The following is a 19320-nucleotide window of genomic DNA, read 5'->3' as shown; positions in this document are numbered from 1 at the left end:
GTTGCGATTGCAGTCTTCACGTTTCAGGCGGCCAGTACCCCCGGCCATCTGTCTTTCCTTGCCGTCACACGTAGCGAAAGACGCCAATGGCGTAGACTACGGAGAGGGCAAGAGCCCACCACAGGTTGGGTCCGACAAGACCCAGCCATGCGAGATGAATGAATGCCGCGCCAAGCAGCGATACGAAGAGCCGGTCTCCTCGCGTGGTTTCGAACCTGAGGATGCCCACCCGCGGCGAACCGCCCGGCGCGAAATACTCCCAGACACTCATGCCAACCAGCAGCATGAGAATCGTCAGGAAAAACAATGCGGTCGGCAGCGTCCATGCCATCCAGGAAAAGTTCATGAGTGGTCCTTCCTTGTCAGACGCGGCCGAGCGCGAAGCCCTTGGCGATGTAGTTGCGTACGAAGTAGATGACGAGCGCGCCAGGAATGATAGTCAGCACACCGGCTGCCGCGAGCACTCCCCAATCCATCCCTGCAGCCGAGACGGTGCGCGTCATGATCGCGGAAATCGGCTTTGCGGCAGTGGTTGTCAGCGTGCGGGCAAGCAGCAGTTCCACCCACGAGAACATGAAGCAGAAGAAGGCCGCGACACCGATGCCTGAGGCAATCAACGGCATGAAGATCTTCACGAAGAAACGCGGGAAGGAATAGCCGTCAATATAGGCCGTCTCGTCGATCTCCTTCGGCACGCCCGACATGAAGCCTTCCAGGATCCAGACCGCCAGCGGCACGTTGAACAGGCAGTGGGCGAGCGCCACGGCGATGTGCGTGTCGATAAGGCCGAAGGCGGAGTAGAGCTGGAAGAACGGCAGCGCGAAGACCGCCGGTGGTGCCATACGGTTCGTCAGCAGCCAGAAGAACAGATGCTTGTCGCCCAGAAACCGATAGCGCGAGAAGGCGTAGGCCGCCGGCAGCGCCGCCAGCACTGAGATCACCGTATTCATCACGACGTAGATGATCGAATTAATGTAGCCATTTTACCAGGACGGATCGGTGAAGATCACGCTGTAGTTGCGCAGCGTCGGGTTCTGCGGCCAGAGCGAAAAGGCGCCGGTAATCTCGGCGTTCTCCTTGAAGCTCATATTGATCAGCCAGTAGATCGGCAGCAGCAGGAAGATGATGTAGATCGTCGAAACGACCCAGGAGAAGTTGCCCGCAGGCTTGTATTTCATTGTCTGAGCCATGGTCCTCTCCTTTCTCAGGCGTTCGCGTCGCTGCTGGTCATGACGGTGTAGAAGATCCACGACAGCAACAAGATGATCAGGAAGTAGATGATCGACATTGCCGCTGCGGGACCGAGGTCGAACTGGCCGACGGCCATCTTCACCAAGTCGATCGACAGGAACGTCGTCGAGTTGCCGGGACCGCCGCCGGTGACGACAAAAGGCTCGGTGTAGATCATGAAGCTGTCCATGAAGCGCAGCAGCACGGCGATGAGCAAGACGCGTTTCATCTTCGGCAGCTGGATGTAGCGGAAGACGGACCAGCGCGACGCGCCGTCGATCTTTGCCGCCTGATAGTAGGCATCGGGGATTGACACGAGGCCGGCATAGCAGAGCAGCACGACGAGGCTTGTCCAATGCCAGACGTCCATGACGATGATGGTGATCCACGCATCAAGGGGATCGCGGACATAGTTGTAGTCAAACCCCATAGCCTCAAGCGTATGGCCAAGCAGGCCGATGTCGACACGACCGAAAACCTGCCAGATGGTGCCGACCACGTTCCATGGAATGAGCAGCGGCAGCGCCATCAGCACGAGGCAGACCGGCACGCCGAGCCCCTTCTTCGGCATGTTCAGCGCGATGAAGATGCCGAGCGGGATTTGCAACGCCAGAATGATCAGCGAGAAAGCGAGATTGCGCTGCAACGCCGCCCAGAAGCGGTCGGAGTGAAGCGTCTGCACGAACCAGTCCGTACCCGCCCAGAAGAACTCGTTGTTGCCGAACGTGTCCTGCACCGAGTAGTTGACGACGGTCATCAGCGGAATGACGGCCGAGAAGGCAACCAGCACCAGAACCGGCAGAACCAGAAACCAGGCTTTGTTGTTCCAGGTCTTTTCCATGCTCAGCCCTCCCTGCCGACGCGCCAGGAATTGGCGTAGATGTTGATCGCAGCCGGATCGAAGGTCACGCGTGCATCGGCCGGGATTTCAGAGTCCTCCGTGACGACGATGGCGATCGGCTGACCGGCAAACGTCGCCCGTACGACCTTTTGCCGTCCAATGTCCTCGACCCTGTTGACAGTAACCGGCATCCCCTCGCGGCCGAGATCGATGAATTCCGGACGGATGCCCAGCTCAATCTTTGCACCAGCGGCCATTTGCGGCGCATAGTCCAATGACAGTGTTTCGCTGCCGATGCGGACCGCGTTACCCTGCAGCTGGACCGGCAGAACGTTCATGCCCGGCGAGCCGATGAAGTAGCCGACGAATGTGTGGCTCGGCCGTTCGAAAAGTTCTGCCGGCGTGCCGATCTGGACGATTTCCCCCTCATACATGACGACAACCTTGTCAGCGAAGGTCAGCGCCTCCGTCTGGTCGTGGGTCACGTAGACCATGGTGAAACCGAACTGCTTGTGCAGGCGCTTCAACTGCGAACGCAGCACCCATTTCATGTGCGGGTCGATAACGGTCAACGGCTCGTCGAACAGGATTGCGTTGACGTCGTTGCGCACCAGCCCGCGACCGAGCGAGATCTTCTGCTTCTGGTCGGCCGTCAGGCCCTGCGCCTTGCGCTTGGCCATGCCGCCGAGATCGATCATTTCGAGAATGTCGCGAACGCGGCGATCGACTTCCAGCTCGGCAACACCGCGGTTGCGCAACGGAAAGGCCAGATTGTCGTAGACGGTCATGGTGTCGTAAATAACCGGGAACTGGAACACCTGCGCGATGTTGCGCGCCTGTGTCGAAAGGTTCGTCACATCGTATCCATCGAATAGGATGCGGCCATGGGACGGCTGCAGCAGGCCGGAAATGATGTTGAGCAGCGTCGTCTTTCCGCAGCCGGACGGTCCAAGAAGCGCGTAGGCGCCGCCGTCCCTCCATTCGTGATCGACTTCGCGAAGCGCGTAGTCCGTGTCCGACTTCGGGTTCGGCCCGTAGGCGTGGCGGATGTGGTCGAGCGTGATGCGTGCCATGTCCTTCTCCCTTACGCCTTTGCGCCAGTTGCAATAGCGCGACCGTCGGTGCCAAAGGCCATGACGTGACGCGTGTCGAGATAGACGTCGACCTCGGTGTCCGGATCGATGTTGTGAATGCCATGCGCGAGCATGACCCAGCGCACACCATCGAAATCCAGGTGCACGAAGCTCTCGGAGCCGGTGATTTCCGAGATCTGTGTGCGAGCCTGGAGCCTTGCTGCGGCCGGGGTCTGCGGCGAAAGACCGAGGTGGTGCGGATGGAAGGCAATTGTGACCGGGCCATCGGCCATTCCGGCCAGATGTGCAGGCACCGGCAGCATCGTCGCATCCTGCCTTTGGAATACTCCACCAGCCTTTACGACATCAATGAAATTGAGCGGCGGATCGGCAAAGGTCTTTGCTGTGACAAGATCGAACGGGCTTCGATAGACTGAAATGGTCGGTCCGAACTGGGTCACGCGGCCCTCCGAAAGGGTCGCCGTGTTGCCGCCGAGCAGAAGCGCTTCGGAGGGTTCCGTTGTGGCATAGACGAAGATCGCGCCAGATTGCGCAAAGATCTTCGGCAGCTCAGCCCGCAATTCTTCGCGCAGCTTGTAGTCGAGGTTGGCGAGCGGCTCGTCCATCAGCACCAGGCTGGCATGCTTGACGAGCGCACGCGCAAGCGCCGTGCGCTGCTGCTGGCCGCCGGAGAGATTGAGTGGCGTCCGGTCCAGATAGGGCGTGAGGCGCAACAGATCGGCGGCCTTGCGCACTTCCCGGTCGATCGTCGCCGCATCCTTGCCAGCAATGCGCATCGGCGAGGCAATGTTTTCGTATACCGTCAGCGCCGGATAGTTGATGAACTGCTGGTAGACCATCGCGACATTGCGCTTCTGCACCGGCATGCCGGTCACATCCACGCCGTCGAAATGGACCGAACCACCCGTCGGACGATCGAGCCCGGCCATCAGCCGCATCAGCGACGTCTTGCCGGACAGCGTCGGCCCCAGCAGCACATTCAGCGTGCCTTTTTCAAACGCAAGATTGGTCGCGTGGATATGATTTTCCCCACCCACCATCTTTGCGGCGTTGCGCAATTCAAGCATTCCGGTTCCCGTGCCTCCTCAACAGCGGGGACATTACCGCTTCAACCAGCCATCTGTGCCGGTCGCGCGGCCATGTACTCCTCCAACAGTGCAGCCTGTTCCTTGGTCAGACGCAGGCCGTCCTTCGTTCTTCGCCAAAGCACATCGTCCGCGCTTCTGGCCCATTCGTGATTGATGAGATAGCGAACCTCTGCCTCGTAGAGATCGCCACCGAAACAGTGCCCCAGGTCGTCGGTGCTGGCCGCCCGTCCAAGCAGAACCGACGCCTTCGTGCCGTAGCGGCGCACCAGTCGGCGCGCATGCCGGTCGGCCAGGAACAGATAGCGGCCCTTCAGCTTCGCGACTTCAGCCTCATAGCCGGTTGCTGCGAAATCGCCGCCCGGCAGATGGCTTTTCGCTGTCCACGGCGCACCTTTGGCGCCGATCGCCGCAGCAATCTTTTCCAGCGCATGCTCGGAAAGCCGCCGATAGGTCGTGAGCTTGCCGCCGAATACGTTGAGCAGCGGCGCGCTTTCCCCCTCGCCTTCGATTTTCAGCACGTAGTCGCGGGTTGCCTCCTGCGCCTTGGAAGCGCCGTCGTCAAACAGCGGCCGCACGGCCGAGTAGGTCCACACGATGTCGTCCGGCCGCACCGGCTCCTTGAAATACTCGCTCGCCGCGTTGCAGAGATACGTCGTTTCTTCCTCGGATATCTTCACATCCTTCGGATCGGCCGAGTAGTCGCGGTCAGTCGTACCGATCAGCGTGAAGTCCTGCTCGTAGGGGATCGCGAAGATGATGCGGTTGTCCGGATTCTGGAAGAAGTAAGCTCGTGCATCGTCGAACTTCTTCTTCACCACGATGTGGCTGCCCTGCACGAGGCGCACATGGTGAGCCTCGTTTTGCCCGAAAGCCGCGCGAATAACGTGATCGACCCAGGGACCGGCTGCATTCACCAGCATCCGCGCCTGAAAACTGTTCCCGTGCCCGCTGACGGTGTCGATCGTTTCGATCAACCACATCCCATTCTCACGTCGCGCCGAAACGACCTTCGTCCTCGGCATGATCAGCGCGCCGCGGTCGGCGGCGTCCCGCGCGTTGAGGACGACCATGCGCGCATCGTCGACCCAACCGTCCGAATATTCGAATGCCTTTGTGAAGAGCGCCTTCAACGGCTTGGCGGCCGCATCCCGGCGCATGTCGAGAACCGCGGTCGGCGGCAAAAGTTTGCGACCGCCGAGATGATCATAGAGAAACAGCCCGAGGCGGATGAGCCATGCCGGTCGGATGCCGCCCTTGTGATAGGGCAACACGAAGCGCATCGGCCAGATGATGTGCGGCGCCATCGCCCAAAGCACTTCGCGCTCCATCAGCGATTCGCGCACCAGACGAAACTCGTAGTGCTCGAGATATCGCAAGCCGCCATGAATGAGCTTAGTCGCGCCGGAGGACGTGCCCGAAGCGAAATCGTTCATCTCTGCAAGCGCGACCGAATAGCCACGTCCGACCGCGTCACGCGCAATCCCGCAGCCGTTGATGCCACCGCCGATGATGAAAAGATCGTGAATCTGACGGCTCACGTTCCCCCTCCGAGCCAGAATATACCGCATCGCAAAAAGCTTGCGCAGTTGCGAAAGTAAAAGCAGTTAAAACGAAGATTATTCGAATGTCAAACGAATGTTTTTCGAATTTTTGAAACCCACAGGTCTGCCGTGAACGTCAACGTCATATCGGCGTCCGGCGCGGATATCGTGCCGTCTGCCAAACCGCGAATCCTTCCTCCGGAAAACCCTCAATATTGTTCGGGTGCTCTGAAATAGGCGCGCGGAGCCGCCCCCAGCATCCGCCTGAACATCGTGGTAAAGGCGGCGACGCTGTCATAGCCGAGGTCAAGGGCAACGGCTGTAACAGCCTCCCCGGCTGCAAGGCGTGGCAAGGCAGTAAATACCGCTGCCTGCTGGCGCCACGTCGAGAGACTGATTCCCGTTTCCTTTCGGAAGAATCGGGTAAAGGCGCGCCGGCTCATAGCGAGCCGCTCAGCCCAGTCGTCGATAACCAGCCGGGCACTTGGATTTTCCATGAAGCCGCGGCAGAGGCCGGCCAGGCGTATGTCGGACGGAAACGGCAATCCCAACGGCCTGTCGGGAAGCCGCAGGACTTCCTCGAGCAGCAGGGCCATGACGAGATCATGCCGGCCGCTTTTGGCCTCCGGCAGCGCGACGGCCTCGATGATCAGTGCCCTGGCAAGGTCGGTCAGCGCAACGACGCGGACGGCCGTTGGCGGGTCGGCCAGAGCATGAGGCGCGACATAGGCGGACAGCATGGCAACGTCGCCCAGCATATCGACGGTATGGACAAGCCCGGCCGGTATCCATAGCGCATGCTGTGGCGGCACCATCCACCGCCCCTGTACTGACGACACCATGACGACACCGGCGCGGGCATAGACGAACTGCGCACGACTATGGCTATGCGGTTTTACATGATAGCCGGCGGGATATTCCGCGGGGATGGCATAGACCGGCTCGGAGGCAGCCTCGATGGCAGCAAGTCGCTCCACATGGAGCTTGGCCAGCTCGCTCGCCGCCAACCGCTGTCCGGATTTTGTCATTTTTGGCCCACTCGCGAAACAGCAAGACCAAAACACGAAAGCGGGACAGCAGCAAGTCGGCTATCTCCGGATCGTCAAAGGACGGAGTAGAATCGTGACAAACAGCGCAATGACGGCAGAGAGGCACTCTGCGGAACAGACGGTTTTCGGCATCATCATGGCCGTGAGCTTCTGCCACCTCCTCAACGACACAATGCAGTCGCTGATCCCTGCTCTTTATCCGATGATCAAGGACGGCTACGGTCTCGACTTCACGCAGATCGGCTTCCTTGGCCTCGTGTTCCAAGTTACTGCATCGCTTCTACAGCCGCTGATCGGCATCTATACTGACAAGCGCCCGTTGCCTTACTCGTTGACTGTCGGCATGGGCTTCACGCTGATCGGCCTGGTGCTGCTTGCCTACGCGCACGCCTATTGGGTGCTGCTCATTGGCGCCGGCGTCGTCGGCCTCGGCTCGGCCGTGTTCCATCCGGAATCCTCACGCGTTGCCCGGCTGGCTTCGGGCGGACGCCATGGCCTTGCCCAATCGCTGTTTCAGGTTGGCGGCAATTTCGGCTCGGCGATCGGTCCGCTGTTGGCAGCCTTCATCGTGCTGCCGCGTGGCCAGCATAGCGTTGCATGGTTCTCGCTTGCAGCGCTGACCGGCATGATCATCCTGTGGCGCGTCGGTGCCTGGTATGCGGACCACCGCAAGAACAATGCCGGTCGCAAGGCAGTGGTACCTGCCGTACATGTCCCGCGCGCGGAGGTCATTGCGTCGATCGGCGTCCTGGCACTGCTGGTGTTCTCGAAGTACGTCTACATGACAAGCCTTTCGAGCTACTACACCTTCTACATGATGGAGCGCTTCGGCGTGTCGGTACAGCACGCGCAGATTCTGTTGTTCGTATTCCTCGGCGCCGTTGCCATCGGCACGGTCGCCGGCGGTCCTGTTGTCGACTGGTTCGGCACCAAATTCGTGATCTGGTTCTCGATCCTCGGCGCCTTGCCCTTCACGCTTGCCCTGCCTTATGCCGACTACAGCTGGACGGTCTTCCTGACCTTCCTGATCGGCGTCATTCTCGCCTCCGCCTTCTCGGCGATTGTCGTCTTCGCCCAGGAGCTGGTTCCGGGACGCGTCGGCATGATTGCCGGCTTGTTCTTCGGCTTTGCCTTCGGTATCGGCGGTATCGGCGCAGCGGGCCTCGGCATGGTGGCCGACCACATGGGCATCGAATTCGTTTATCGCATCTGCTCGTATCTGCCGCTGCTTGGCCTGCTGACCATCTTCCTGCCCGATATCGGCAAGGGCCGCCGCCATGCTGCGAAAACCGGCAGTTAAGCCCGTACCGCAGGATACGAAACGACAAGGGCCGAGATCACGATCTCGGCCCTTTTAATTTAAGCTTGGCAAGTCGAACCGGACCTAGATGGCGGTGAACCCGTTGTCGACGAAGAGATGTGCGCCATTGACGAACAACGACTCGTCGCTGGCGAGATAGAGCGCGGCGCGCGCCACATCCTCCGGCTCGCCGATCCGACCCTGCTGAGCGGCAATAGCAGCATCCGACACATCGACGCCAAGGGCCTGCAATTCGCTCACCTCGCGTAACCCATGCGGCGTGCGGATAAAGCCGGGGCAGACGGCATTGCAGCGAATGTTGCGATCCCTGAACTCCACGCCGATTGCCCGCGCAAACATATGCACGGCGCCCTTCGTCGTGTCGTAAAGCACCTCCATCGGCGTTGCGGCCACTGCCGAGATTGACGACGTGCAGACGATGGAACCGCCGCCGGCGGCAATCATCCCCGGCAGCACGGCTCGTGTCATCAGGAACATGGACCGAACGTTCACCGCATGCAGCCATTCCCACTCCTGAAGTGTCGTTTCCAGGAACGGCTTGATGACGATCGTCCCGGCGTGGTTGAAAAGCACGGTAACAGCGCCGAAGCTTTCCTCCACTCCCTTGACCGCCTGGATGACTGCCGCTTCGTCGGATACGTCGGCTACCCAGTACTCCGCAACATGACCAGCAGCGCGGATTTCCTCCGCCGTTTGGCGCGCTGCCGCTTCATTCCGGTCAATGATCGCCACCTTGGCGCCCTCGGCGGCAAAGAGACGGGAGGCTGCCCCACCCATGCCCGTCGCGCCACCGGAAATGATTGCAACTTTCCCCTTCAGCCGGTCGACCATGACCAATCCCCTTGTTTTTTTGTTCCGCCGTCGCTCACTCTAGCTTGAGCGAACGCCCAAGCATCCAGTGTTGAAGGGAGTCCCTTCCAATGTCCAGACATACGGCACGCGGGGTCGTTAACCTTACCAAATAACCAACAGAACAGCTTTCGGTTGTCTCAACGCGCGACACCCGGCATTGGTATTTCCAGCGGCTCACCATCAGCCGCGGTCCGGAAGGGGTCCGGATCGATAGAGCCCGCCCCGAGGGGCCTGGGGCGGGCTTCCTCAAACACAACAAAGACATAAGCGTCGCCGGATCGTGCCGTACAGACTTGCAGCATACTGACTTGGCGCTGCGGCACTTCACGCATGACGCCGCCAACTGGCACACGCTAAGGCTGATCGGCCTCCCGCTGCAGCCCTACGTTACAAGAAAAGCGCGGAAATCATTCACGTTGGTACCCGTCGGTCCGGGTACAAAGAGATCGCCGGCGAGGTTGAAGGCCGACCACGCATCATGACCCGCAAGGAACGCGCGCGCATCGCCGCCGGCGCTCCTGATGCGCGCCACCGTCCCGCCGTCGCAAAAGGCGCCGGCATTGTCTTCGGAGCCGTCGATGCCGTCGGTATCCGCAGCCATTGCCACAACGCCGTCGACACCTTGAAGATCGATCGCGGCCGAGAGAAGAAGCTCGGAATTTCGTCCGCCCTTGCCGTACGTTCCAACTCCGATACTGACGGTGGTCTCCCCGCCAGAAAGCAGCACGAGAGGCTTTGGAGCCGGAGGCCTTGCGGAGAACTCACGAGCGAGCGCCGCATGCATCCGGCCGATATCTTTCGCCTCTCCTTCGATCGAATCCGAAAGAATGAGGGGGTGCACGCCAAGGGATCTCGCCCGATCGGCAGCCGCCTCCAAGGACACGCGCGCCGAGGCAATCACATGAACCTCGTTGTTGGCGAATACGTTGTCGCCGGCGGCTGGCGCTCTCGTATTCCGGATGCAGTCGATTACGCGCGCCGGGAGATCGATCCGATAGTCCCGAATCACTCGGAGCGCCTCCTCCGCATCGCTGTTGTCTGGAACCGTAGGCCCTGACGCAACGAAGGCCGGATTGTCTCCCGGAACATCTGACACAACGAGGCTGACTACCCTGGCCGGGTAGGCAAGGGCGGCAAGCCGTCCTCCCTTGATGCGAGAGAAATGCTTCCGCACGACATTCATGCCTGAGATGGGAGCCCCCGAGGCCAGCAGTGCTTCGTTCAAGGCGCTTTCGTCGGCGAGGGTAAAGCCACTCGGCGGTGCCGGCAGGAGGGCTGAGCCGCCGCCGGATATCAGCGCAATGACCAGATCGTCGGAGGTCAGCCCATGCACATGGTTTATCAGCGCCTCTGCCGCAACGAGGCCAGCCCTGTCCGGGACGGGATGAGCCGCCTGCAGAATTTTGGTCGACCGGCAGTCCGCGATTGGCCCATGCCTGGCAACAGCGAGACCTTCGAACGGATAAGACCAGGCACGCTCGAATGCAGCCGCCATTTGGCTCGCTGCCTTCCCGGCTCCGATAACAATTGTCCGGCCTTTCGGCGGATCTGGCAGGTGGCGGACCAATGCCTCGTAGGGGTCGGCAGCCTTGACCGCCTCATGAAACAGGGTTTGCAGGAAAGCTCGTGAATCGGAAATCAAACCCTACTCCATTTTTAAACTTCGCTGTCCGAACACTTAGCTGACGATCGCCCTCGCCCTCGGTCGCGTTTCGTTGCGCTCGTGAGCAAAGATCGCTGCAGGCAGTGGCGGCAATCCCCGGATAAGGTCAGAGCCTCGTTCGCCAATCATTATGGTCGGTGCGTTGGTGTTGCACGATGGAACCCGCGGCATGACCGACGAATCGCACACCCGAAGCCCCTCGAGACCATGGACCTTGAGATCGAGACCGACAACGGCTTCCGGCCCCGTCCCCATCTTGCAGGTGCCAACCGGGTGGTGGTCGGTTTTCGCGTTGGCGCAGCCGTAATCGAACAGCTGCTCGTCGGTCATGACCTTCGGGCCCGGCAATCGCTCGGCCAGAATATAGGGCTTGAGCGCTGCCTGCTGCATGATCTCGCGGGCGATCTTCAATCCTTCCAGTGACATGACCTTATCATGCGGGTCGGACCAGTAGTTCGGATCGATCAGAGGCGCAGCACCCGGATCAGCTGCGGAAAGCCGCACCGTTCCGCGTGAACGTGGGTGCAGGTAGGCCGAGTTCAGGGTCACACCGGCATTCTTCAGGCGCTCGACCCCCGCCTCGATCCCGGATCCAAGGCCAAGGTGGAACTGAATATCGGGCGACCGCGCATCCGGGTCGGCATACCAGAAGCCTCCGGTCTCAAAGAGGGAGGAGGCAACCGGACCCGTTCTAAACAGGACATACTGAACGCCGGCCCAGATCGTCCTGTGGAGCTTCGCGACGCCATCGTAGGTGTGATCGCCGGTGCATTCGGAGATGACAAAGAGATCGAGATGATCCTGCAGGTTGCCACCAACGCCTGGAAGATCGTGGTGCACCTTGAGCCCTACCGATCGAAGATGGTCAGCAGGACCGATCCCCGACTGAAGGAGGAGCTTCGGGGATCCGATCGCACCCGACGATACAAGAACTTCGCGTTCGGCGCGAACGATCTCGGAGCCACGGTCGGTCGCTATCTCGACGCCGACGGCGCGATGGCCCTCCAGGACAATGCGCGCCACCCTCGCGCCCGTCCGGACCACCAGGTTCTTCCGTCCTTTAATTGGGGAGAGGTATGCCAGCGATGCCGACGAACGGCGACGGTCGCGTTGCGTCAGCTGATAGAAGCCGACACCCGCCTGCTGCCGACCATTGAAATCATGATTATACGGAATGCCGAGTTCCTGGCCGGCCCGTATGTAGGCATCGCAAATCGGCAAGGGAGAGGCAGGCATCGAGACACCGAGGGGCCCCCCGTAGGAGTGATAATCGTCAGCAAAGCGCTGATTGTCTTCGGCGCGCTTGAAGTACGGCAGTATGGAGCGATAGTCCCAGCCCTCACATCCATCCTCGCTTGCCCACAGGTCATAGTCTGCCGCGTTACCGCGGGTATAGAGCTGGGCATTGATCGATGAGCCGCCGCCGATCACCTTAGCCTGCGTATAGCGCAGCACCCTGCCCTTCATGTGCTTCTGCGGAACTGTCTCCCAGCCCCAGCTCGCAACGCCCTTCGTCATCTTCGCGAAACCCGCGGGCATATGGAACAATGGGTTCCAGTCGCCTCCACCGGCTTCAAGCAGCAGCACATTAACGTCGGGATCTTCACTCAGCCGGCTGGCCAACACGCATCCCGCGGGGCCTGCTCCGGTAATAATGTAGTCGAAACGCATTTCTCTATCCTGTTACAAGCGAGGAATGGACAGGCCGCCATCGGCGTTAATCACCGTGCCGGTGGCAAAGCCGAAGTCGCCGGAAGCAAGCGCTGCGCAGATCTTTCCGAGGTCTTCGGCCTCGCCCCATCGCCTCATCGGCACCAGGCCACTTTCGATGAGGGCGTCATATTTCGATGTCACGCCGACAGTCATGTCGGTCCGGATGATCCCAGGCCGCACTTCGAACACCGCGATTCCTGAATCCGCCAGCCGTAAAGCAAGCCCCTGCGAAAAGGCGGCAAGCCCGGCCTTGCTGATGCAATAATCCAGTCGTTCCGGCGAGCTTGCCTCGGCGGAGACAGACGTGATGTTGATGATCGATCTCGGACGATGAGCCGCACCTGTCACGAGCATCGCCTTCACGACGGCCTGCGTGAAAAACACCGTGCCCTTGAGGTTCGTCGCCATGATCGTGTCGAAGTTTTCTGGAAGCAAGCCTAGGAAATCGCCGCGAACCACAGCCGCCATTCCGGCATTGTTGACGAGGCAATCGATGCGCCCAAAGCTCGACAGGACCGCACGCACGGTCTTGTCATGCCTGGAGACGTCGGAAACATCCGCTTGCAGATAGACCGCATCCACTCCCAAGCCCCGAAGCTCGTCGACGACGTCCCGGCTCTCCTGCGCCGCCCCGACACCGGTGATCACGATGTTGTAACCGGCCTTCGCCAGCGCGGTCGCGATCCCGAGACCGATGCCGCGGCGTCCGCCGGTGACTATGGCGACTGGCCTTTCAACCTGCTGTGTCATGCGCGTAAATCCTTCGATGCGATGTGGTCGGCGACCCGCAGCGCCTGACTGGCGACCGTCAGAGCGGGATTCACCGCAGCCGAGGTCGGCAGGAAGCTGGCGTCCACTACAAAGAGGTTCTGGTGATCGTAGGAACGGCAATAAGGATCCAGCGGCGCGCTCGCGGGGTCGTTGCCGATCCTGACGGTGCCGCACTGGTGAGACGGCGTGCGCTTGTCGAACGGCTTTGAAAGAACGATCGGGAATCCGATCGACTTGAGGACCGCCTTCAGCTTCCCGACCAGTTCGAGATGCGCATCCCAGTTCGTCCTCTGCCACTGCAGAACGATGCGCTCCCCATCCACCGTCACGCGGCTTTCCGGGTGAGGTATATCCTCGCTCATTGCATAGAAGTCGATCGCATGGCCCGTAATGTTCTGGAGCAGCCATTCCGGTGCCCAGGGCAGCGAGCCCTTGAGTACCTTTGCCGAGATTCTGCCCAGCAGCTGAACGTTCCCGAGCGGCGGGCCGCCGTTTCCATCAGACAAATAGAAATCATTGAAACCGAAGGTTTTCTGGTAGATCGACCCATTTCGATAGGTCGGCGAAACAGCGATCACCGCCGACGAATTATGGTTCATGAAATTCCTCCCGACCTGATTGGAGGAATTTGCAAGCCCGTTCGGATGGCGCATATCAGCCGAACGCAACAGCAGCACGGCGGATTGAACGGCGCCGGCCGATAGAATGACCAGCTTCGGACCGACAGCCAGGTCCTCGCCGTTCTTGCGGTAGCGGACGCGCTCGATCCTGCCGTTTCCATCAGCCTCGAGCTTCATCACCTTCGCGTTCGTCTCGAGGCGGACGTTCGGATATTCCAAGGCCTTGAGGAGAGCAGCGGTCTCCGCATCCATCTTCCCGTCGCGCGAATTCGGATGCGCATCCCAGGGTGTCTTGGCCTTCGACAGCCAAGCGTCGATATTCACCCCCAACGGCAGCGAAAACGGGTGCAGGCCTTTCGCCTTCAGTCGCGCTCTGACATCAGCAATAGGGGGCTCGTCGGGAACAGCCGGATAGTCGTAGTTGCTCGAATGGGCAGGCTCCGTGGGATCATCTCCGAGGTTTCCCCGAACCTCGTACATCCGTTCTGCGCGGCTATACCAGGGCTCCAGAACCTCATAGGGAAACGGCCATGCGGGCGAGACGCCTTCCCTGTGGCGGATCTCCTCGAAATCTTCCCGGCGATAGCGCGATAGCACCGCACCGTAGAACTTCGAATTGCCGCCAACATTGTAGTAATTGCCGGGATTGAAGGCCGTACCGTCCGCCTCGTACCACACCTCCTTCGGACGAAAATGCCCGCGCTGGAAAATGGCCCGTTGGTCGCGGTTCTCCGGGCGATCGGCAATGAAGTCGCCAGCCTCGAGGATCAGGATCTCGGCACCGGTTGCCGCCAGTCCGGCGGCAACGGTGGAACCACCCACGCCCGATCCTATGATGATGATATCAGGTGTGCTGCTCATTTCGAATATCCAGACCAGACTACGCTATACGCGTCTGGCTTTGAGGATCGAAGAACACCGCCTTGTCGAGATTGAACGCCAGGCGGGCGCTCTGCCCCGGTTGAATTCGGGCATCCGCGCGCAGACGGGCCACGACTTCCTTCCCACCGAGCTTCGTCACTGCGAACGTATCCGATCCCGCCGGTTCCACCACCTCGATCAGGCAGTCGCTTTCGGCGAGGGCCTTGGCGTTGCGGTCCGCGCCATCCGGGTCGGTCAGCGCCTCCGGTCGGATGCCGAAGACGATCTCCCGGCCGGCATGCGCCTCAAGCGCGCCGTTGCCTGATGTGACCGGGAGCCGGACCGGTTCTCCGTGCGGACGCGCCAGCGATACTGTCAATCCCGCGGCCCCCTTCTCGATCGTTCCCGCGAGAAGATTCATGGCCGGAGACCCCATGAAATCAGCCACGAACATGTTGGCGGGGTTGTTGTAGATCTCAGCAGGCGTTCCAAATTGCTGCACCTCGCCATCCCGCATGACGGCGATTTTGGTGGCGAGCGTCATTGCCTCGATCTGGTCGTGGGTCACGTAGACGATCGTCGTGCCGGTCGCCTGATGAAGCCGCTTGATTTCGATACGCATGTCGACACGCAGCTTGGCGTCCAAGTTTGAAAGCGGCTCGTCGAACAGGAAGAGCTTGGGATCGCGGACGAGCGCTCGCCCCATGGCAACGCGCTGGCGCTGCCCACCCGACAGCTGGCTCGGCTTGCGATTGAGCAGATGGCCGATCTGAAGCACCTTGGCGACCTTGTCGATCGCCTTGTTGCGCTCCTCGACAGGTACGCCGCGCATTTCCATGCCGAAGGATATATTTCCGGCAACCGTCATGTTGGGATAGAGCGCGTAGCTCTGGAACACCATCGCGATATCGCGCTTCGAGGGATGCAGGTCGGCGATGCTTCGACCCTCGACGCGGATGTCGCCCGCGGTAATCGATTCCAGGCCGGCGATGGTGTTGAGCAATGTCGACTTGCCGCAACCGGAGGGGCCGACCAACACGAGGAAGCCGCCCTTCTCCAGTTCAAGGTCGATACCCTTGAGGATCTCCAACGAGCCGAAACGCTTCTTGAGACCGGATATTTCGAGGAAGGCCATTGGATTATCCTTTGACAGCGCCCGCCATCAGGCCACGCACGAAGTAGCGGCCGGCGAGAATGTAGACGAGGAGTGTGGGCAAGGCTGCGATCATCGCTGCCGCCATGTTGACGTTGTATTCGACGACACCCGTGGAGGTGTTCACGACGTTGTTGAGCGCCACGGTCATCGGCATGGAATCGCCCGTTCCCGCATAGGCCGAGGCAAACAGGAAGTCGTTCCAAATATTGGTGAACTGGTAGATGACCGTGACGACGATGATCGGCAGCGAATTGGGGAGCATGATGCGGCGGAAAATCTGGAAGAAGCTTGCGCCATCGACCTGCGCCGCCTTCACCAATTCGGTCGGAAAGGCCTCGTAATAGTTACGGAAGAAAAGCGTCGTGAAGCCGAGACCATAGATGACGTGAACGGTGACGAGATTGACGGTCGGATTGCCGAAACCCAGCGATACGCCAATTTCGTTGCGCAACGTCGCCCCGAACCGGCCGAGACTGCCAAGGATGGTCGCCATGGGCAGAAGCACCGACTGGAACGGAATGAAGCAGGCAAACAGCATCAGGCCGAATACCAGCGTGTGGCCGGGGAAGCGCCACTTGGTCAGGATGTAGCCGTTGAGCGCCCCCATGATCGTCGAGATCGCCACAGCCGGGACGACCATCTTGATCGAGTTCCAGAAGTAACCCTTGATGCCGGCGCAGGTCAGACCGACGCAGGCCTCGCCCCAGGCCTTGAACCAGGGATCGATCGTCGGCGACTGCGGCAAGGCCAGCATATTGCCACTCTGGATTTCGTCCATCGTCTTGAACGAAGTCACAAGCATGACGAACAACGGCATCAGATAGATGATCGCGAATATCACCAGCAGGCCGTAGATGAAAATCCGACTGAACATTCTGGAGCGCGCCGCATTGGCCGCGTCGGACATGGTCGAGGTGATAGCGCTCATCGCGATTTCTCCCGGAGCTCGGAATAGAGATAGGGGACGATGATCGCCGAGATCGTCATCAGCATGATCACCGCACTGGCCGAACCGACCGCCATCTCGTTCCGCTTGAACGTGTATTCGTACATGAAGTTCGACGGCAGCCAGGCCGAGCCACCCGGTCCGCCCGATGTCAGCGCCACGACAAGGTCGTAGGACTTGATCGCCATGTGGGCCAGCACGATGAAGGCCGACAGGAAGATGGGTCTGAGCAGCGGAATAATGATGCGCCGATAGAGCTGCACCGTGGTTGCGCCGTCGATCTGCGCCGCCTTCATGATCTCGCTGTCGATGCCGCGAAGGCCGGCAAGGAACATCGCCATCACGAAGCCTGAGGCCTGCCAAACGCCGGCGATTACGACCGTGTAGATCACGAAATCCTTGTTCTTGATCCAGTCGAAGTGGAAGCTCGTCCAGCCGAACTGATGCAGTGTCTGCTCAAGGCCAAGGCCCGGATCGAGGAACCATTTCCAGGCAACACCAGTGACGATGAAGGAAAGCGCCATCGGGTACAGGAAGATCGGCCGCAGTATCCCCTCGCCGCGGATTTTCTGATCCAGCAAAATCGCCAGAAACAGTCCGAGCGCCAGGCATATGCCGATATAAAGGACGCCGAAAATGCCCATGTTGGTGATCGAGGTGTACCAACTGGAGGGCGGATCGCTTTCAAACGTCCAGCGCCAGAGCCGTTGATAGGCGCGCGGCCCGGTCAGGGCGTAAGACGGAAAGGTCTTGGAATTGGTAAAGGACAGATAGACCGTCCAGATGATGAAGCCGTAGACGAAAACAAGCGTGATGGCGAAACTCGGCGCGAGCACGATCTTCGGCAGCGCGTCTTGCAGGCGCGCGCGGATTGAAATTGGCGTTCCCCGGTGTGGCGTAAGAACGGTTTTATCTGTAGTGATGGTGCTCATGGGTTCATCTCCTCCGACGATGTCGTCCGTTGCGGAGCCTTCCCCGCCACGAGGGCGGGGAAGACCGCGGGAGGCCTTGATTACTTGGCGTCCTCAATTGCCTTGACGAGTTCTTCGACCGCCTGATCGGAGGTCTTGATCTGGCCATGCACGAATTTGGAGACGACGTCCTTGTAAGCATTGGCGACTGCCGGAGGAGCGCCATAGCCCTGCGCCAGCGAGCCGAACAGCGTGCCGCCTTCGTTCGCCTTCTTCAGGTCGGCGATACCCTTCTTGCCACAAGCATCGAAGTCGGTATCCGGCACGTCGGTACGGGCAGGAACCGAGCCCTTGACGACGTTGAATGCCGACTGGAAGCTCTTGGAAAGAGTTGCCGTTGCAAGCGCGACCTGGGCCGCCTTGCGATCGTCCGGCACATTGAACATGCCAAACATGTCGGAGTTGTAGATCACGCTGCCGTCAGTGCCCGGGAAGCGGTAGCACAGGAAGTCCGTATTCGGCGTCTTCTTCGCCGCTACGAATTCGCCCTTCGCCCAGTCGCCCATGACCTGAACGAGTGCATCGCCCTTGATGACCATGGCCGTTGCGAGGTTCCAGTCACGTCCGGAGAAGTTCGGATCGACATAGGTGACCATCTTCTGGAGATTGTCGAACGACTTCTTCATCGTGTCCGACTTCAGAGACCCCTCGTCGAGATCGTTCATGGCCTTCTTGTAGAACTCGGGCCCACCTGTCGACAGCACGATGGAGTCGAACATCGTCGCCTCCTGCCAGTTCTGGCCTCCGAGCGCAAGCGGGGTGACACCTGCCGCCTTGGCCTTGTCGAGCAGTGCAATCAGGTCGTCGAAGGTCTTCGGCTCGGTACCGCCGATCTTGTCCATGACGGCCTTGTTGATCCACAGCCAATTGACCGAGTGAACGTTGACCGGAGCGGCAACCCACTTGCCGTCATACATCGAGAACTTCTGCAAAGCAGCCGGGACCGACTTGTCCCAGCCCTCTTTCACCGCCGTCTCAGTAAGGTCGCCCATGACACCGGCCTGTGCGTAGTCGAGAACGGTATAGCCGAGCATCTGAGACGCCGTCGGATAGGTGCCCGCAGCAACCATGGCCTTGAGCGCGGTCATTGCCGCGTCACCACCACCGCCAGCGACCGGCACGTCCTTCCAGGCAAACCCTTGCTTCGCCAGATCCTCCTTCAGGACATTGAGGGCCGCGGCCTCGCCGCCCGACGTCCACCAATGCAGCATCTGCACTTCTTTCACGTCGGCGGCCTTGGCGGCGCCGAGGCCAGCTACCGTCATTGTCACCAAAGCAGTCGTCATCAAAAACTTGCGCATCGTTTTCCTCCCGGTTTGCAAGTTCACAAAAGCGGAAAATCCGCGTTCAAAAGCCCGTGCACACTCCCCGCACAAAGGCCCTGGTTATCACGGCGAAAACGCCGCTTGCGTTAATTTAAAACGTTATAAACTTAACCAAGTCAAGTCACACGCGTTGCCTTTCCACGTTCGAGAAAACACAAGTTACCGTATGTTTTTGTTTGTTTTTTAGCATGCACTGCAGCACAAGCGAAACTGAGCCGCAAATTTAAAACGTTTCCAGTCCGGCATTGCGTCGGCTTGGCTGTCGCGTTAGTGTCCGG

At 60.1% G+C, this 19320-nt stretch carries 16 protein-coding genes and 1 pseudogene; 1 reads left to right on the top strand and 16 read right to left on the bottom strand.

Annotated features, from left to right (window positions below; translation table 11 throughout):
* Nucleotides 1–64: 64 nt before the first annotated feature.
* The 7 genes and pseudogenes from FHX09_RS17495 to FHX09_RS17465 all read right to left on the bottom strand — a co-directional run bounded on the left by FHX09_RS17495 (nt 65) and on the right by FHX09_RS17465 (nt 6822).
* Nucleotides 65–346 (bottom strand): DUF2160 domain-containing protein, encoded by a 282-nt coding sequence (locus FHX09_RS17495; RefSeq protein WP_007788434.1) that lies wholly within the window; start codon nt 344–346, stop codon nt 65–67.
* Between the two features lie 16 nt (nt 347–362).
* Nucleotides 363–1178: pseudogene (locus FHX09_RS17490) on the bottom strand (carbohydrate ABC transporter permease).
* 26 nt (nt 1179–1204) lie between these two features.
* Nucleotides 1205–2071 carry a sugar ABC transporter permease gene (locus FHX09_RS17485; protein WP_007788437.1) on the bottom strand — a complete coding sequence of 289 codons (867 nt, stop codon included), beginning with the start codon at nt 2069–2071 and terminating at the stop codon, nt 1205–1207.
* A gap of 2 nt (nt 2072–2073) precedes the next feature.
* On the bottom strand, nt 2074–3144 hold the full coding sequence (locus tag FHX09_RS17480; RefSeq protein WP_184450465.1) for an ABC transporter ATP-binding protein: 1071 nt from the start codon (nt 3142–3144) through the stop codon (nt 2074–2076).
* A gap of 11 nt (nt 3145–3155) precedes the next feature.
* Nucleotides 3156–4232, bottom strand: coding sequence for an ABC transporter ATP-binding protein (locus tag FHX09_RS17475; protein WP_184450463.1), 1077 nt, complete (start codon nt 4230–4232; stop codon nt 3156–3158).
* A 41-nt stretch (nt 4233–4273) separates the two neighbouring features.
* The gene (gene glpD / locus FHX09_RS17470) at nt 4274–5791 is read right to left on the bottom strand and encodes a glycerol-3-phosphate dehydrogenase (RefSeq protein WP_132592817.1); all 1518 of its coding nucleotides are present in this window, start codon (nt 5789–5791) and stop codon (nt 4274–4276) included.
* 212 nt (nt 5792–6003) lie between these two features.
* Nucleotides 6004–6822, bottom strand: coding sequence for a helix-turn-helix transcriptional regulator (locus FHX09_RS17465; RefSeq protein WP_132592815.1), 819 nt, complete (start codon nt 6820–6822; stop codon nt 6004–6006).
* Between the two features lie 109 nt (nt 6823–6931).
* On the opposite strand from FHX09_RS17465, the gene FHX09_RS17460 reads away from it, so the two are divergent.
* The gene (locus tag FHX09_RS17460; protein WP_037081644.1) at nt 6932–8143 is read left to right on the top strand and encodes an MFS transporter; all 1212 of its coding nucleotides are present in this window, start codon (nt 6932–6934) and stop codon (nt 8141–8143) included.
* 84 nt (nt 8144–8227) lie between these two features.
* Here the strand turns inward: FHX09_RS17460 and FHX09_RS17455 are convergent, their stop codons facing one another.
* The 9 genes from FHX09_RS17455 to FHX09_RS17415 all read right to left on the bottom strand — a co-directional run bounded on the left by FHX09_RS17455 (nt 8228) and on the right by FHX09_RS17415 (nt 19018).
* Nucleotides 8228–8995, bottom strand: coding sequence for an SDR family oxidoreductase (locus FHX09_RS17455; protein WP_132592813.1), 768 nt, complete (start codon nt 8993–8995; stop codon nt 8228–8230).
* 403 nt (nt 8996–9398) lie between these two features.
* Nucleotides 9399–10658 (bottom strand): glycerate kinase, encoded by a 1260-nt coding sequence (locus FHX09_RS17450; protein WP_132592811.1) that lies wholly within the window; start codon nt 10656–10658, stop codon nt 9399–9401.
* A gap of 36 nt (nt 10659–10694) precedes the next feature.
* Entirely contained in the window at nt 10695–12350 is a 1656-nt protein-coding gene (locus FHX09_RS17445) for a GMC family oxidoreductase N-terminal domain-containing protein (RefSeq protein WP_132592809.1), read from the bottom strand.
* 12 nt (nt 12351–12362) lie between these two features.
* Nucleotides 12363–13142, bottom strand: coding sequence for a 3-ketoacyl-ACP reductase (locus FHX09_RS17440; RefSeq protein WP_184450461.1), 780 nt, complete (start codon nt 13140–13142; stop codon nt 12363–12365).
* Entirely contained in the window at nt 13139–14644 is a 1506-nt protein-coding gene (locus FHX09_RS17435) for a GMC family oxidoreductase (protein ID WP_183721603.1), read from the bottom strand. The genes FHX09_RS17440 and FHX09_RS17435 overlap by 4 nt, the downstream gene beginning before the upstream one ends.
* Before the next feature lie 19 nt (nt 14645–14663).
* On the bottom strand, nt 14664–15779 hold the full coding sequence (locus FHX09_RS17430; protein ID WP_007788461.1) for an ABC transporter ATP-binding protein: 1116 nt from the start codon (nt 15777–15779) through the stop codon (nt 14664–14666).
* Between the two features lie 4 nt (nt 15780–15783).
* Nucleotides 15784–16728, bottom strand: coding sequence for a carbohydrate ABC transporter permease (locus FHX09_RS17425; protein WP_132592803.1), 945 nt, complete (start codon nt 16726–16728; stop codon nt 15784–15786).
* On the bottom strand, nt 16725–17678 hold the full coding sequence (locus FHX09_RS17420) for a sugar ABC transporter permease (RefSeq protein WP_007788465.1): 954 nt from the start codon (nt 17676–17678) through the stop codon (nt 16725–16727). Before FHX09_RS17420 ends, FHX09_RS17425 begins: the two co-directional genes overlap by 4 nt.
* Nucleotides 17679–17758: 80 nt before the next feature.
* Entirely contained in the window at nt 17759–19018 is a 1260-nt protein-coding gene (locus FHX09_RS17415) for an ABC transporter substrate-binding protein (RefSeq protein ID WP_132592801.1), read from the bottom strand.
* Nucleotides 19019–19320 lie beyond the last annotated feature (302 nt).

The sequence above is a fragment of the Rhizobium sp. BK538 genome (genome assembly GCF_014197575.1).
Lineage (GTDB): Bacteria > Pseudomonadota > Alphaproteobacteria > Rhizobiales > Rhizobiaceae > Rhizobium.
Note: the sequence above shows the minus strand (reverse complement) of the source record. Positions and strands in the feature narration are given on the sequence as shown.